A 14,759-nucleotide genomic window follows, 5' to 3' on the forward strand; every position below is an offset into this window, starting at 1 on the left:
CCATGAAAGCATTCAGCTCGGCCACCGTGATCCACGTCAGCGATTTTCATCGTTCACTTGATTATTACACCAAGATCCTGGGCTTCACTTTTGATTTCGAGTTCGGGGAATATGCAGGACTGTTTATCGACGAAGTCTTTATTCACATCAGCGGTTCGGGAAATCCCGGCCGAAAAAAACCGACAGGAAGTGCCCATCTCTGCATAGATATAGATCACGTAGACGATTATTATCAGCGGCTGAGCGAAAACGGAGCCATCATATCGGTTACCCTTGAAGACCGCGTTTACGGTATGCGGGATTTCGCAGTAGATGACCCTGACGGGAATACCTTGGTATTTGGACAAGCCATCGCACCAATCCTGCTTTAATCCTTCAGTTCATACATTCGCCTTAAGTTTTCAACCTCAAATTTTGAACCCGAGCGCTGGATAGATAGCGTAATGTTCTGGTTATTGAAAGCCCTGAGATCCGAATAATTCTGGTCCATCGCCTTAGCCGAGGCATCAATAAGCTCCATCCTTGCCGCATCACTCATCTGGGTTTTAAAGGAATTGATCACCATAAACACCTGGTCCAGGTTCTTCACGCTCGCCTCCAATATCCCCCGGTAAACCTCTTCCATATGCAGCAGCTCATCCACAGAGAAGTGCTTATCCTTATGGAAAAGCCCGATCGCCCACTGGTATTCCTTGACAATAGCGGCCTGGGTCTGTGCCAGATCCTTAATCCGCTGATAAGTAGCGATCAGGGATTTGACCTCCCAGAGTTTCTGGTAATAATCCGCATACAAGACCCGCTGCCGATCCGTCCAGTCTGCAATCTCCGTCAGTTTAAACTTCGATAACTGGTTTTCAATCACCTTCTGCGCATTTTGCAGCCAGATCGTTTCATTCTGCAGGCGCTGCACCTTCAGGTCAACCGCCTTAATCACTTTCTTTACGCCTGCCTTGATCACCTCAATAAAAGCGACCTGCGCCGTTGCTCCCGTGGGCAAAGCCACCAGCAACGTCATGGCACTAAAAGGCAGGACAACCATATAGGTTCTCATACATTTAATAATATGTTTCATGTTTTTAATAATTGAATTTTGGTCATGAAGCTTGCTTCGCAGGTCTCATCTTAAATTCTGTTAATTGATTCGCTGGAAACGACTGTTCTCCAGCTTTAATTCTCCTTTATCCACCTCAAATGAAATCACCCTGCTTTTGCTGTTCTCGGTCATTGTACCCGATCCTTCATCATAAACCGCCTGCCATTCTTCCTTTTCCAGTATCCGTTTTCCAGGCCTGCCAGCATCATCCAACAACTGGTACCCTGTCCGGCGGTGGATCAGATAATCTAGTCCCCCCGTATGTTCAACGACCAGCGTGTCATCAGCGATGCTGAATTCACTGGCTGCATGATTCACGTAAGTTCCGTTCAGATTAATTGCGGAGTTTGAACATCCCGCACCAAACAGCAAAGCTGTAAATAATAATACCAGCAGATTTTTCAAAGTTTTCATAGGATAGTATTTAAAGGTTAATTAATTGGTTCATTGATTACTTAATTTCCAGTATTATAAAAGTGTCCTTCCTTCTCTGATCTCCGCAGCCAATACGCAAACACCTTTCAGTATACCGCCGAATCTCGCCGCATATTCCTGAACTTTCATTTTCTCGGTTTCCTCAGTAGTATAGACCAGATATTCTTCCAAACTAATCTCGTTGCGGTAGACATTCATGCGCTGTCCGCCCTGATCAATAAACACTTCACGGTATTGCCGCCCTTCTTCATTGGCTTTGTTCAAGGATAAGAGCAAGGTTTTGGCTTTATCCGACAAGCCAAGCACCTCCTGGATCTTATCGAACTTGTTCATGAATTTTCGCATATCCAGCAGGATTTTGGTATCAGAAAGATTGATCACCGATTCACGGATAATGGGCGAAGAAATCAGATCATCTACCTCCTGAGTGATCAGGGCTGCAATGCCATTAAATTTTCTAACCGTCTTATATAAATATTTAATAAACCCACTCATGCCCGCCTTAGCAATCGCTACCCAAGCCTCATCAATCGCCAGGATTTTCCGCTGCCCTTTCAACTTGCGCATCTTGGAAATGAACATTTCCATAATGATGATCGTAACCACCGGAAACAAAATCTCATGCGACTTCAAATTGTCCAGCTCAAAGACGATAAAGCGTTCATTCAGCAGGTCCAGGTTCTCGGTAGCGTTCAGCAGGTAATCAAATTCCCCGCCTTTATAATAAGGGTTCAGCACATACATAAACGAGCCCAGATCAAAGTCCTTCTCCTTCACCTTCCCGTCTTCCAACACCTGCATATACTCCTGCATCAGGAAATCATAAAAGGAATCAAAACATTGGAAAATCTCGGGATGAGCTGCCAGATGCTCATAATAAAGCGTAATGGCAGCAGAAATCGCTACATACTCCGAACGCTTAAAACTGTCTCCTTCCTTCTTCCAGAGCGCAATCAGCAAAGTTTTCAGGCTCTCCTTCTTTTCAATATCCAGGACATCGTCCCTACCGATGTAAAAAGGATTAAACCTAATCGGGTTCTCCTCGGTATAAGTAAAATAATAACCGCCGACCGCTTCACACAATCCCGCATAGCTGCCGCCAATGTCAATGGTCACGCAATGCGTCCCCTGATCATAAAGCGAACGCAAAAGTCCATTCATCGCCAGGCTCTTTCCCGCACCCGATGAGCCGCAGATGAACAGATTGCGATTGGTAATCAGTCCTGATTTCATCGGCGCATTAAACAAATCCAGATTTAGCGGCCTCCCGTAAAGCCGATCCCCAAGGCGCAAACCCATAGCATCAGACCTTGCCCCACCCTCCACATTTAAAAAACAGGCAGCCTGCTCCGCAAACGTATCAAAGCAATCATTCATCGGAAAATCCGCCTCATTTCCCGGCATTGCTGCATACCAGATTTGCGCAGCACCGTCCGTCTCCTGTTTACAAACCGCATCCAGCTGCGCCATAGCAGAGCCTACCTTATTTTTCAGTTCTGCATGCTCCAAAGCATCATCCGACCAGGCCATCACATTGAAATGCGCCTTTACCGGCATTCGCTGCTGCGCCACCGCCTCATTTAAAAAGTCATTACAGGCATCACGCGACACCGCATTTTCACGCGAATAAGCCGACAGCGATTGCAAACGCAGCTTTTTAGCCTCCAGCCGCTTGATCGTCTTAGCCGCATCACCAATAAAAATAAACTGGTTGTAAATGTGATCGCAATCCAAAAGCTGTCCCAAAGGTGAAGCAAAACCAATACTAAACTTCGTCCGGTCCGTAGAATACTTCTCGTAATTGATCCTGGAACCACATACCGAAGGCAAATCCAAAGCATCCGCCAGCGTATACAATTCCACCCGCTTATCCCCAACCCTGATCTCATCCTTTAAATGCACATCACGGATCACCGAATGCTGATCCCTAGAAAGCAAAAACAAATACCGCTCGATAATTCCCGGCTTATTCGCTGTCCCCGCAAGTTCATCGTCCCGAAGTCTACGCAGACTGGCAGCACCACCATCTAAAAGAATACGCTCGAACTGTCCCGCGGCAGATAAAAACTTCGCAAAAAGCTTTTCATCAGCAGCGCCCACAGGCGCAATAGACTTACGAAGGATATTAGAATAAGCCGAAGAAGACAACTTCCTGCCCGCAGGTTTCTGCGTTAAAAAGATAAAACACTGGTGATCCAGGTACTCCCGACCCTTAAAAAAGCGGTCTGATGCAACATTCAGCACGTTCCCTGAACCATCACCCACAGCACCACTACCAACTTTGGAACGAATAAACCAGTCTGCTTTATGAAACACCGTTCCGGGGGGCAGCACACGCAACGCTTTAACGAAAGCCTGGTGAGCAGCGTCAAATTCCTTTTCAGACTGCGTACCAATCTCCGGTAAACGCAGCTCATAGGCAATGGTCATATCCCCATTCATGGAGATCATTGCATCCCGCTCTACTTTCCAGACCGGAAGTATTTTTTCAATCTCGATCATACCCTGCTCCTTTCCGGCCTGAGCCCTGATTAAAACGCCCTCCCTGCTTCAAACCCGTAAACACCCTCCTGGAAGAAAACTTCACATATCCGGGCAAGCCCCGCTTAGCCATAAATTTACTCAAGCCATGTACCCCGAAACGTTTGGAAAGGCCAGTTACCGCAAAGAAAAGTCCAGCACCCAATCCTAAAATCAGCGGCAGCACCAATACCAACGACGCCCCTAAAATATACAACGCAGCGAAAGAGATCAGCAGTAATACCAGCCCGGCAGCCAGATAAGCAATGTACTGACCATGCAAACCATTAAACTCTATGGGTTTATTAATCCCCTTATTGATTTGATATATTGAACTCATCATCATTTCATTTAAAGCCAGGCGGACAAGATGCGGTGCAATCTTATCCAGCTTTGCATCCCGCCCGCCTTAACCAATTTTTAATCCTAAACCCCGAAGAAAGACTTCAGTACCGTAGCCACAATCACCAGGAAAATACAGCTGCCAAACCAAGCTGCTGCCACCTTATTGGTATCAGGCTCCCCACTGTTCCACTTATTGATCGAGTAGGTAAGTGGAATCGCACCACAAACCTCTCACAGAACCGTACGTGAAAGTCTCCTCTCATACGGCTCTTCTTATTCGGTCAATTGCCAGTTTATTGCGATTTCGCAAACTTGCAGTGGGTCTAACTCCCCAAGCCCAGTGCGCAAACAAATCGGGTTTCGTCAATGCGATGTCCCCCAGTCTGTGTATCGACTGTACCTTGAATTTTCTAAACCCTTTGAACTTATTCCGAACCCAGCGTGCCAGCTTCATGTTTACCCTCATTAGAACATTCTTCAATTCTTTAGCATTGAATTTGCCATAATAGTTGATCCATCCCTGAATGATGGGATTGATGTGGGAAGCAATCTCTTCGAGTGTCATCTGTACCCAAATTCCATGATTCCACTTTCTAACAACGCTCCAAATCTTTGTCCTTGCTCTCTTACTGATAGCAGGTGAAAAGTTTAGAAACATCTCCCCATGCAGGTCTAATGCCTTACGGGGTTTAAAAGTGTAACCAAGAAAATCAAATGAGATACATTCAAAATCAATCTCTCTGTGATTCTTCTTGCAGTAAACAATTTTAGTCTTAGCCTCGCTAAGTTCCAGCTTACAGTCTGCCAACCTTCCTTTGATGATTCTCTTTAAGAACCTGGCCTGCTTTTCACTAACACAATGTACAATGATGTCATCCGCATAGCGTTCAAACGGAATATCAGGTTGTGCCCGTTTTATCCACTCGTCAAATGCATAATGTAGAAACAGATTTGAAAGCACCGGGCCAATTACTGACCCTTGTGGTACTCCTTTAGTCCGTTCTACCAAAGTGCCATCTTCTAACTGATAAGGCACTTTGAGCCATCTTTTAATGTACATCATCGACCACGGACACTTAATGTGCTTTTCCATGGCTTTGATTAGCAGTTCATGATCTATGTTATCGAAGAAGCCCTTGATGTCTAAATCGACAACCCAGTGGAGCAGGTAACACCTCTCCTTGGCTTTGGCCACAGCGTCCAACGCTGATTTCTTCTCCTGATAAGCAAAAGAGTCCTCATGAAAGTGTGGCGCAATCATTGGATTTATCGTCATCACGACGACCATCTGTGCCACACGGTCTGCAACTGTAGGAATGCCAAGAGGTCGTTTTCCACCATCGGATTTTGGTATTTCTACCAATTTAACTGGCGGTGGAAGATAACTACCAGAACTCATGCGGTTCCAGATTTTGTACAGATTGTTCCTGAGCTTCTGCTCAAAATCCATAATCGATACATCATCCACACCGGATGTTCCCTGATTCGCTTTAACCTTCTTAAATGCTTCCATAACAAGCTGTTTACTAATTTCAAACGACTTTGCGTCTTTCATTTCAAATCCTCCTAATTCTTCATTAGTTGTCTAAATTAAATTCGCTGAATAAGCCAGTCCCTTCGCTCCACCTCCATTACAGAGGTTTCAACACTACTACAGACTGGTCTGTCCCTGCATCTGGACATCGGTACTCTCATTCTAACAGGTTCTCTACTTGAATTTCTCCCTTAACATTCCAGAACAGGTTCCCAAGTTCCTTGTAAAAGCCTCCATGCAACTCATGCCATCTCTATATCGGATGCCGCCAAAGCAGTAAATCAGGTTTCCCTCTGGCTTATCCCGAACCAAGTCTTGGAGTTCGGTTTTGACATCATCTAACGTGTTTCGATACCTCATCGATGGTTCACTTTCGTTCATCTTTTGCATAGTCACCTGCCGGCCTTCTGACCGACTTTTCACGTATCGCTCACGACCAGGGCTGTTAACCCAAGCCGCATACGCTGGTTTGAAACCTCCCCCTGCAAGGCGGTTTCGAGGGGCCCACCCTCATCATTTACAAAGCACCGTTTTAGCTGTTATTCAGGCAGCTAAAACGTTCATGGCACACAAAACTTTAACACTACCGATCAAGCCCACTACTGCACCGATGGCATAAACCAGGTCACATCCCGTATCAAAATACCCAGCAACCTGATCCGTAGCCGCCCGAATACCTGCATCACCATCCTGCCCAAAAACTACCATCGCACTCAACACATTATACACACAAAGCACCACCGCCAGCAGCCAGAAACGGCCAAATAACTTTTTCTCCGGTCCCAAAAGACCAATCCTATTTTTTCTCATAAATCTTGTTTGACATTCCCCGATCAGCGAATCATTCCGCCATTAACTCTCGGCAGGGAAAGCAAGCAAACCCAAAGAAAAAACCAGCCTACACCCAAAGGCTATCCAGCTCCTGCTCCGAGAGAAAAAACGGCACCTGTTCCCGGATAAAATCATTCATCTCGCCCAATAGCTCAGAATCAGCCAGCCTTGGATACTTCAGCCTCACTACCTCAAAAAGCGAAAAGAAAACCTCCTTACTTCCATTCTCCTTCTCCAGTATCCGGCAAATACCCCTGATCTCTTCCTGAACATCATCCAGCTCATCCAACAAGCCCTGCACCCCTAGCTTTCTAAGGTCTCCATGCTCCTCACGATCTAAACGCTCTTCCAAGGGCGCAAAACTGAACTCATCCGCATCCAGCACACTCACCCCATGCTCAAGCGCAGGCTTCCCCATCAAACCATCATCGAGAGCGTTGAGAGCCCCAGGAGCGTTAACCCCACTCAACTCATCCACCTCATCCTGCCAGCTGTGTGGCAAAGCATCCTCCGCATCATGCATCCCAATCCCCTTCCCACCGCTTAGACCACCCGGGGACAAAGGCCGCCAATAAATCAGCCAGACACCCAGCACCCACAGCGCACTGAGCACCATAGCGGCAACCAAAAACTGTTGCCAAGTAAATTCCTGAAACATCATATCATTTGTTCTTTTAACCCGCCGCTACATTGCAGCAGGCAACACAACAAAATTCCAAAAGCCCAAAAATCCTTTATCACTACTAGAGATAAATAAAAATCAAAAAACTCAAAAAATAGCCATCAAGTACCCTACAGCTCATCTTCACCGTCCATGTAATCCAGCAAAACTTTTCGCATCTGGTCTAAAAAGTGTGTACGTGAAAGTCTTTTTCTGCGCTTGATCTCCCTGAAACGGTTCGCAGGAATCCCAATCTCCAACCCAAAGCTCACCTCCAGCCAGCGAAAAATCTCCGTCAACGAAGCCTTATCCTTACCCAATTGCCTCGATAGATAAATCGCATAACCCAATTCCACCAGGTTAATCACCTCCCCCGTCCAGTCAAACCATTTCTTATCCGCATTCACCCCAACTCCGGCAGAAGCTGCCCTCACCTCCAATACCCGAAGCTCCCCCAGAATAAAGTCCCGCAGCCCCTCATAAGCAATAAACTTAGAAAACAGGTAATCCCCGCAGGTAGAAAACTCCGGGTCCAACTCCCAAAACTCAGGCAGCAAAACATCCGGCGCCATCCCCTCCCGCAAAAACAAAAGTTCATCCATCTGCGTAAAACCAGAGCGGTAATACTCATACAAAAAAGCATACTGCTTAAAGAACCGGGAAATAAAAGCCAGCTCCTCCAGATAATAATCCCTCAGCATTTCATCCGTACCAACAGGACGCTGGTTCAAAATCCCATACAAAGAAACCTCATAAATCTTCAGCGCATAATACTCCGGCTTCTCAAACTTAAAAAAATAGATCTCATCCAACTGATCCTTAAAAGCCACCGTCGTCACCCGTTCACGAACAGAAGAGAGAAAAACATTAATCAGCGAAATCGACTCATTGAACCGACCCAATAAAGAAAAATCATCACGAGCCGCAATCGCCTTCAGCCTCAGCCGAAGATCCCGAAACTCCTGTTTAACATTGTTGTTTTTACGCATAGTGTTATAGATTTAGTAACCCCTCACCGGCACCCGTTAACTGGCAGCAATTCATCACCCCGGCAAGGAAAAAGTAAAATTTCATCATAGGCCAAAAAAGCTTTAAGCCCACAATCTAGCCACACAGAAAAAAGAAAATGTAAGGGAAAAGACGTAAAATAAATTATACGGGATTACCCGTACAAACCAAAATCTCAAAGGCAAGCCTACCATAAAACAGCTTAAAACCAGTGGCAAATAAATACCAAATCCCTAACCTGCAATTTATCCTGATAAAGACGTAGCTTAATACATCACTGAAAAAGGAAAAGGCTGGGTTTGTGAAGTGAACGGCCAAATTGTAGGCTTCACCATTATAGACTTATTGGAAAACAGCGTATGGGCATTATTTGTAGATCCCGACTTTGCGGAAAAAGAAATTGGAAAGAAATTGCATAAATTAATGCTAGGCTGGTATTTCCAGCAAACCAAATACAAAATCGTCTTGTAAACATCCCCCAATACACCGGCAGAGCAGTTCTATACCCTTCAAGGCTGTACATGCACCGGAACCTATCCAAATGGCGAGCTTAAATTTAAAATGAGATATTCCCCCTGGATTATGTTTACTCATAGGAAAATGAGTAACTCACAGAGGGCACCAAATCGCTAAAATTGGCAAAGATTTATTTATAAGTGACTTTTACTATTTTTCTGAACATTAGAAACTATAGAATAAACTATACTAAATAAATTATGGAGAAGAACAACGGCGTTTTCGAAATATTAACAACAAAAAAACAACGAAAACTAGCGGAATCCCTGAAAATGTAAGAAAAGACAAAAAATACCTTACTCATCAGACTACTAGAAGAAATGAAATTAAAAAAGCAATCATAAGTTTGCTTATGATTGCTTTTTTAATTTAAGCGCTATTGACCTTTTAGTTCTTACTTATCATTTTGTAACATATCAAGTACTACACTTATGGCCTGATCTATGTAAATATCCTGCTGGATATTCTTTAACCAGGGCTGGTTTTGCCCAAGAGGCAATACCGGTTCCACAACCAGTTCCCTACCTGCAAGCTTAGCCAGACGAAGATTATCGTCGTTTATCTTTTGTAACTTCAACTGGGATGCACGATAGGGCTCTAAGGATAAACTGATTTTCTGTGTCTGTTGATCACGGAGTGCAATCGTATTTCTGGCGATTAGATTAAGCGCAGAGTCTTTCTCTATCCGTTCGTTTGCACGCTGCTGAAGTCTTACTATATCTAATTTACCAGACCACTTTTCGTAACTTACCGGAGCCACCATGTCCCATGGTAAAGATGTCGGCATATCTTTTTCCCGTGATTTTACAAATTCGTACTGATCTGGTAGGACAATATCGGGAACCACACCTTTATGTTGCGTAGAGCTCCCGGTGACCCTGTAAAACTGTGACCAGGTCAAATTCAACGTTCCGTTTTCAGCATTGTCACCGATAGGATACGGCCTTTGAACAGTACCCTTACCATGAGTAGAAGTACTTCCAATCACAATTCCACGTCGATAATCCTGAATCGCAGAGGCAAAAATCTCAGAAGCAGAAGCACTGAATTCATCAACCATTACTGCCAGAGGTCCGTCATAGGTTTGCGTTACAAATGGCTTAGTTCCAAAAGTCAGCATCATATCAATGCTGCTGCGGGGAACCGGTAGCCCATCCCGTTCCCTTACCTGAACAACAGGCCCCTCCTTGATCAATAAAGAAACCATACGAACCACTTCCTGCAGAGAACCTCCACCATTCCGCCGTAGATCAAAAATAATAGCATCCACCTTTTGGGCCTTAAGCGCTTCAATGGCATAAGCGACATCCGCAGCAACCTGTGCCCCCATCACATTCATATCCTGATAAAATAAGGGGAAAGTGATATAACCGATCCTTTTATCACCTTTTGGTAAAACAACTGCTTTCACGGCAAGGTCACTTTGATCCAGTTGATTTCTAGTAAGCACGTATGTTTTTATCTCGCCACTATTTTTTTTAACCTCAATCCTCAATACACTACCTTTCTCACCACGGATCAGATTGGAGATTTCCATCGATGAAAGACCTGCCAATTCTTTAAGTTCTCCTTCCTGACCTTCGCCCATACGGACGATAATTTCATAGAGTGCAACGCCAGCTTTTGCAGCCTCACCGGAGCTTTCTAATCTCATAACTTTCGCTCCTTCGTCATCGGCAGCAAGGGCTGCGCCTATTCCCGCAGTCAGATTGCTCATTTTGTCTCTGAATTTTTTAGCGTCAGTGGCCGACAAATAAGTGGTATGCGGATCCATCAGATGAGTGAGACTATTCAGATAAACACCAAATTGTTTCTCCATATTCGCATCAGAAATCATTGTTGAGATTGTTTTTTCCATGCGTAAGCCCACCTTTTCACGCGCTATTTTTTCCTGCTCAATTCCAGGGGGTACCATTTCTCCCGACGGTAGAGATGCTACCATTTTTTGCAATACCAGAAACTTAAAGCGCTTTCTCCGTACTTCAGCCAATACTGAAGGGTTCGCCGAAAAATTTCCAGGATTACCTCCATCCGCATTAACCAATTCAATAGTATTAAAACTAAGTGGTACAGCCATCAGTTTTTTATAAGCTAATCTTGCATCTGAAAGTCGCTGTTTGTAAATGACCAATACTGCAGGTAGGAAACCCATTTCACGTTCTCCACGAATCTCATCGTCAAGCAAAGTCCGAAACTTTTTCAAAGATTGCCTGTCTGTCTCCAGAAATAATGTTTTAAGAGGGTCAAGTTGAGCAATAAAATGCTCCCACAACCTGGCAGAAAACTCATCATCAAATTTGGCAGGACTGTAATGATTTTTTTGAATCACATCCGCTACGTTCAATAGGATTCGCTGATCGGGAACGACCGACAACTTTTTCTCCTGCCCAATACCTGAAAAGGTGATGAATAAAAGTGCGCTGCATACCTGCAGCGCTTTTTTTGAGATTGTCATTAATATTCTATTTAAAAATTTCAGCCAGCTTTGTTTCCATTGCTTCTCCTCTTAATGCAACGGCAATTACTTTTCCACTCGGATCTACCAGGTAATTTTGAGGAATGGCTTGAATTTTAAATAATTTGGCTATTTCAGCTTCGAACGCGTTATAGTCCACCACCTGCTTCCATGTGAGCTGATCTTTTTTGATTGCAGCCAACCACTTGTCGCGATCTCCCTTCCCTTCCAATGACACGCCCAAAACTTCAAATCCTTTGCTTTTATATTTATTGTAGGCCGCCAGAATATTCGGATTTTCCCTGCGGCATGGCACGCACCAACTGGCCCAGAAATCAAGCAATACATATTTACCACGATAATCACTCCATTTTATCGGCTTTCCATTCGGATCGTTTAAAGTGAATTCGGGCAAAACATCGCCTACTTTGAAGGCAGGTTTGCTCGCCTCATTTCGTTCTTTGATGGAGTTCATAATTTGCGTTGCTACATCCACTTGTTGCATAGGATTCTTCTTTTCCTGTTCCAAACGTTTACCAAACTCCAAGCCTTCATAAGTGTTTTTCATTCGATCAGAAAGGGCATTATAAAGCGGCTCAACCTCTGAAACATTCATATACCCCCCGGCAATTTCATTCAATGCATAAAGGCTCATATGGGAATCAGGATTGGCCATCACATATTTCTTTTGCAGTGCCCGCCTTACCAAAACCGCATTATTTCTTTCCTTAATGGCAGCATCCTGTAATTTAAGCTTTGCAGCGATCTTTTCTTCCATTTCCTTACTCAAAGCAGGAACTGCGGAAGATCCCGGCATAATCTCGCCAGTGGTAGGCGCGCCCTGAAGTTTCAAACCTTTAGAAAGAGGACCATTTTCAGTTCCTTCAGTCACCATGCTCTTCATCTCAGGAGATATGGCTCCAATTGTTAATTGCCCGAATGCAATGACACCATTCACCGCAGGACCACCCAAGCTATCCACATTTCCAGGAACCCTGATAAATTCTACATAACGTAGCGATTCTTCATGTGTCTTTGATCCGGTAACGACCGCTTTCGACATTGCATCTTTAATTTCCATTCTAGTTTCCGGTGCGTCAACAAGCAGAAAAATAAAATTAGACGGTGTTGAATCGAAAAAGCCTAAGCGTGTCGTTGAATAACTTACTGTTACCATGGCAGGAAATCTCTTCAAAAAGCCATTAAAGGAAAATACCCCTCCTACTACCGCAGCAGAATCCAAAATTAAGGTCGAAGCACCGTAATAAGACAGATATACCTTGCCTTTAGACCGTCCGTCAGTAAACCTACCATTAATTGCAAATTTCTCCTGCGCATTAGTTATTGCCGAAAACAGCAACATTATTCCTAAAATAATTCTCTTCATTTTTTATCGTTTTTTGTTTATTTAAATTGGGCTTGTTAAGTAAACCCAGGCATTTCAGCCTGAGATTCTCATAGATCCGTACGTGATGGTCTCCCATCATACGGCTCTTATTATCCAACCATTGACTTCGTGTCAAGCATCCCGCGTGCGAAGGTTGGACTTGGATTTCTCTGTTAGTTGCCATCATCTCGGTGTTACTCCGATCTCCCAGTGTAGGAATAAGGATGGTTGTCTAACTGATAGTCCTTTAAGCCACATTATGGCTTTCAGCAAGCTCGTTCGGAGCTTCTTGTACTTGCGACGTGCCCAGCGGGCAATCATTAAGTTTACTCTTGTCATAAAGTCCTTTAATTCTGTTCGGTAAAACTTACCGTAGTAATTGATCCAGCCTCTCAAAACAGGATTGATAGCTTTCGCTATGTCTTCGATCTGTACATCTGATGCCCGAAGTATCGTCCAGCTTTTCATCTTCTCAGTCATAGATTGTTTCGATTTCCTGCTTACTGCGGGCAGCCAGTTACTGAAAGTTTCCTTGCGTCCGCTGTGTTGAGCTTGCCTCGGCCTGAATGTATAGCCGAGAAAGTCGAACTCGGCGTAGGGTGAGTTTTGCCTTCTGTTACTGTCCTTGCAGTACACGATCTTGGTCTTCTCAGGATGCATTTCCAGTCCACATTCCTGCATTCTTTCTGCTAATAATTGCAATAGCCTTTCGGCCTTTGGCCTACTTGCGCAATGGATCACACTATCATCTGCGTAACGTTCAAACGGGCAGTCAGGATGGTTCCTGCTTAGCCATAAGTCCATCACGTAATGCAGGTAGAGGTTAGCCAGTAGTGGCCCGATTACCGATCCTTGCGGAACGCCTTTCGTTCTTGCCACTATGGTTCCATCCTCCAGTTGTAATGGAGCAACCAGCCATCTTTCGATGTATAGCAGCACCCATTTGATGTCGGTGTGTTTCCTCACTGCTTTCATTAGCAACTCATGCGGAATGTTGTCAAAGTAACCGCGGATGTCCATGTCTATCACCCAATCAAACTTCCAGCAGCGCTTACGGGCTTGCTCTAGTGCCTGATGGGCTGATTTGTTTGGACGGTAGCCGTAACTGTCTTCATGGAAGATCTTGTCCATGGCCTTTTCCAGCAGGTCTTTTACTACGGTCTGACCCACTCGGTCTACTATCGTAGGAATGCCCAGCGGTCTTTTACCGCCACCTTTCTTTGGGATTTCTACCAACTTCACCGCACAGGGCATGTAACTGCCGGAACTCATCTGGTTCCACAGTTTATACAGATGGTTTGCTTTGTCTAGCTCAAAGTCTTGTAAACTCATCTGATCCACACCTCCGCTGCCTTTATTGGCTTTTACCTTTAAATAAGCATTCATTACTTCTAGTTTTCCAATTGTAAATGGTTTTGTTTTCTTCATTTCTGTACCTCCTGCCCTTAAGCAGTTTCCTTCTATGTTTTCTAAAACTTGAATAATACGCTCCCTTCCCTCCACATCCATTACAGAGGCCTCATCAGTACTACGAAGAGTTCCGCCCCCGTGAAGCGCATCGGTACTTTCCCTCTTGCTGGCACTCCGGCTTGAGGTTTTCCCTTAACATCGCTACGACAGGTTCGCACGTTCCACATTAAAGCCTGTGTTAAGATCACGCCGTCTATATGCCGGATGCCATAAGGCCAGTAAACAGGTGACTTCCTTATTGATCCCAGGTAGATATTGATCCCCGGTTCTGACATCGTCCAATCCTTTCGACACCTCTTCGATCGGTTCGCTTTCGCTCGTCTTCTTAACACTTACCTGACACCTCTTACGATGCCTTTTCCACTAACGCTCGCCACCGTGACTCTTTACCACAGCAACTTAGTGGTGGTTTGGCTTCGGCACCTGCATGCCGAGCCGAGGGGCCCGCCCTCATCTTTAACGCAGCATTGCTTGTTTCACAACTAGCATTCGTGCCACTCAATA

Annotated in this window: 14 protein-coding genes and 1 pseudogene; 2 read left to right on the forward strand and 13 right to left on the reverse strand. The window is 44.8% G+C overall.

Features of this window, described 5'->3' with window-relative positions; translation table 11 throughout:
- Window positions 1-2 precede the first annotated feature (2 nt).
- Window positions 3-371, forward strand: a complete 369-nt coding sequence (locus BLS35_RS24740) for a VOC family protein (RefSeq protein WP_090786432.1) — start codon at window positions 3-5, stop codon at window positions 369-371.
- On the opposite strand, the gene BLS35_RS24745 is transcribed toward BLS35_RS24740, so the two are convergent.
- The 9 genes and pseudogenes from BLS35_RS24745 to BLS35_RS24785 form a co-directional block, all read right to left on the reverse strand.
- Window positions 368-1,003 (reverse strand): conjugal transfer protein TraI, encoded by a 636-nt coding sequence (locus BLS35_RS24745; protein ID WP_371328263.1) that lies wholly within the window; start codon window positions 1,001-1,003, stop codon window positions 368-370. The genes BLS35_RS24740 and BLS35_RS24745 overlap by 4 nt on opposite strands.
- 129 nt (window positions 1,004-1,132) lie before the next feature.
- Window positions 1,133-1,507: a hypothetical protein gene (locus BLS35_RS24750; RefSeq protein WP_090786436.1), complete on the reverse strand. Its 375-nt coding sequence runs from the start codon at window positions 1,505-1,507 to the stop codon at window positions 1,133-1,135.
- 54 nt (window positions 1,508-1,561) lie between these two features.
- Complete coding sequence (locus tag BLS35_RS24755; protein WP_090786438.1) at window positions 1,562-4,030, reverse strand: TraG family conjugative transposon ATPase; 2,469 nt, start codon at window positions 4,028-4,030, stop codon at window positions 1,562-1,564.
- A complete protein-coding gene (locus BLS35_RS24760) occupies window positions 4,017-4,388 on the reverse strand; it encodes a DUF4133 domain-containing protein (RefSeq protein WP_090786472.1) in 372 nt (123 codons plus the stop codon). The genes BLS35_RS24755 and BLS35_RS24760 overlap by 14 nt, the downstream gene beginning before the upstream one ends.
- 86 nt (window positions 4,389-4,474) lie before the next feature.
- Window positions 4,475-4,591 (reverse strand): annotated as a pseudogene (locus tag BLS35_RS24765) (DUF4134 family protein); the annotation flags it as partial.
- A gap of 61 nt (window positions 4,592-4,652) precedes the next feature.
- Window positions 4,653-5,906 carry a group II intron reverse transcriptase/maturase gene (gene ltrA, locus BLS35_RS24770; protein ID WP_207909178.1) on the reverse strand — a complete coding sequence of 418 codons (1,254 nt, stop codon included), beginning with the start codon at window positions 5,904-5,906 and terminating at the stop codon, window positions 4,653-4,655.
- Window positions 5,907-6,470: 564 nt separating this feature from the next.
- Complete coding sequence (locus tag BLS35_RS24775) at window positions 6,471-6,737, reverse strand: DUF4134 family protein (protein ID WP_090786442.1); 267 nt, start codon at window positions 6,735-6,737, stop codon at window positions 6,471-6,473.
- An 88-nt stretch (window positions 6,738-6,825) separates the two neighbouring features.
- Window positions 6,826-7,320 carry a hypothetical protein gene (locus tag BLS35_RS24780; protein ID WP_132226062.1) on the reverse strand — a complete coding sequence of 165 codons (495 nt, stop codon included), beginning with the start codon at window positions 7,318-7,320 and terminating at the stop codon, window positions 6,826-6,828.
- 230 nt (window positions 7,321-7,550) lie between these two features.
- Window positions 7,551-8,408 (reverse strand): RteC domain-containing protein, encoded by an 858-nt coding sequence (locus BLS35_RS24785; RefSeq protein WP_090786446.1) that lies wholly within the window; start codon window positions 8,406-8,408, stop codon window positions 7,551-7,553.
- A 292-nt stretch (window positions 8,409-8,700) separates the two neighbouring features.
- On the opposite strand from BLS35_RS24785, the gene BLS35_RS28425 reads away from it, so the two are divergent.
- Entirely contained in the window at window positions 8,701-8,898 is a 198-nt protein-coding gene (locus BLS35_RS28425; RefSeq protein ID WP_090786448.1) for a GNAT family N-acetyltransferase, read from the forward strand.
- A gap of 439 nt (window positions 8,899-9,337) precedes the next feature.
- Here the strand turns inward: BLS35_RS28425 and BLS35_RS24795 are convergent, their stop codons facing one another.
- The 4 genes from BLS35_RS24795 to BLS35_RS27960 all read right to left on the reverse strand — a co-directional run bounded on the left by BLS35_RS24795 (window position 9,338) and on the right by BLS35_RS27960 (window position 14,549).
- Window positions 9,338-11,398 (reverse strand): carboxy terminal-processing peptidase, encoded by a 2,061-nt coding sequence (locus tag BLS35_RS24795; RefSeq protein ID WP_090786450.1) that lies wholly within the window; start codon window positions 11,396-11,398, stop codon window positions 9,338-9,340.
- Window positions 11,399-11,405: 7 nt separating this feature from the next.
- Window positions 11,406-12,785, reverse strand: a complete 1,380-nt coding sequence (locus BLS35_RS24800; RefSeq protein ID WP_090786452.1) for a TlpA disulfide reductase family protein — start codon at window positions 12,783-12,785, stop codon at window positions 11,406-11,408.
- A gap of 183 nt (window positions 12,786-12,968) precedes the next feature.
- Window positions 12,969-14,213, reverse strand: a complete 1,245-nt coding sequence (gene ltrA / locus BLS35_RS24805) for a group II intron reverse transcriptase/maturase (protein ID WP_217634945.1) — start codon at window positions 14,211-14,213, stop codon at window positions 12,969-12,971.
- Between the two features lie 183 nt (window positions 14,214-14,396).
- Window positions 14,397-14,549 (reverse strand): hypothetical protein, encoded by a 153-nt coding sequence (locus BLS35_RS27960; protein WP_175459582.1) that lies wholly within the window; start codon window positions 14,547-14,549, stop codon window positions 14,397-14,399.
- Between the last annotated feature and the right edge of the window lie 210 nt (window positions 14,550-14,759).

It is taken from the genome of Pedobacter sp. ok626, assembly GCF_900100435.1.
Taxonomy (GTDB): Bacteria; Bacteroidota; Bacteroidia; order Sphingobacteriales; family Sphingobacteriaceae; genus Pedobacter.

Coding starts and splice junctions, on each gene's coding strand:
- BLS35_RS24740 (WP_090786432.1), top strand. CDS start 3: ATGAAAGCATTCAGCTCGGCCACCGTGATCCACGTCAGCGATTTTCAT.
- BLS35_RS24750 (WP_090786436.1), bottom strand. CDS start 1,507: ATGAAAACTTTGAAAAATCTGCTGGTATTATTATTTACAGCTTTGCTG.
- BLS35_RS24755 (WP_090786438.1), bottom strand. CDS start 4,030: ATGATCGAGATTGAAAAAATACTTCCGGTCTGGAAAGTAGAGCGGGAT.
- BLS35_RS24760 (WP_090786472.1), bottom strand. CDS start 4,388: ATGAGTTCAATATATCAAATCAATAAGGGGATTAATAAACCCATAGAG.
- ltrA (WP_207909178.1), bottom strand. CDS start 5,906: ATGGAAGCATTTAAGAAGGTTAAAGCGAATCAGGGAACATCCGGTGTG.
- BLS35_RS24775 (WP_090786442.1), bottom strand. CDS start 6,737: ATGAGAAAAAATAGGATTGGTCTTTTGGGACCGGAGAAAAAGTTATTT.
- BLS35_RS24785 (WP_090786446.1), bottom strand. CDS start 8,408: ATGCGTAAAAACAACAATGTTAAACAGGAGTTTCGGGATCTTCGGCTG.
- BLS35_RS24795 (WP_090786450.1), bottom strand. CDS start 11,398: ATGACAATCTCAAAAAAAGCGCTGCAGGTATGCAGCGCACTTTTATTC.
- BLS35_RS24800 (WP_090786452.1), bottom strand. CDS start 12,785: ATGAAGAGAATTATTTTAGGAATAATGTTGCTGTTTTCGGCAATAACT.
- ltrA (WP_217634945.1), bottom strand. CDS start 14,213: ATGAAGAAAACAAAACCATTTACAATTGGAAAACTAGAAGTAATGAAT.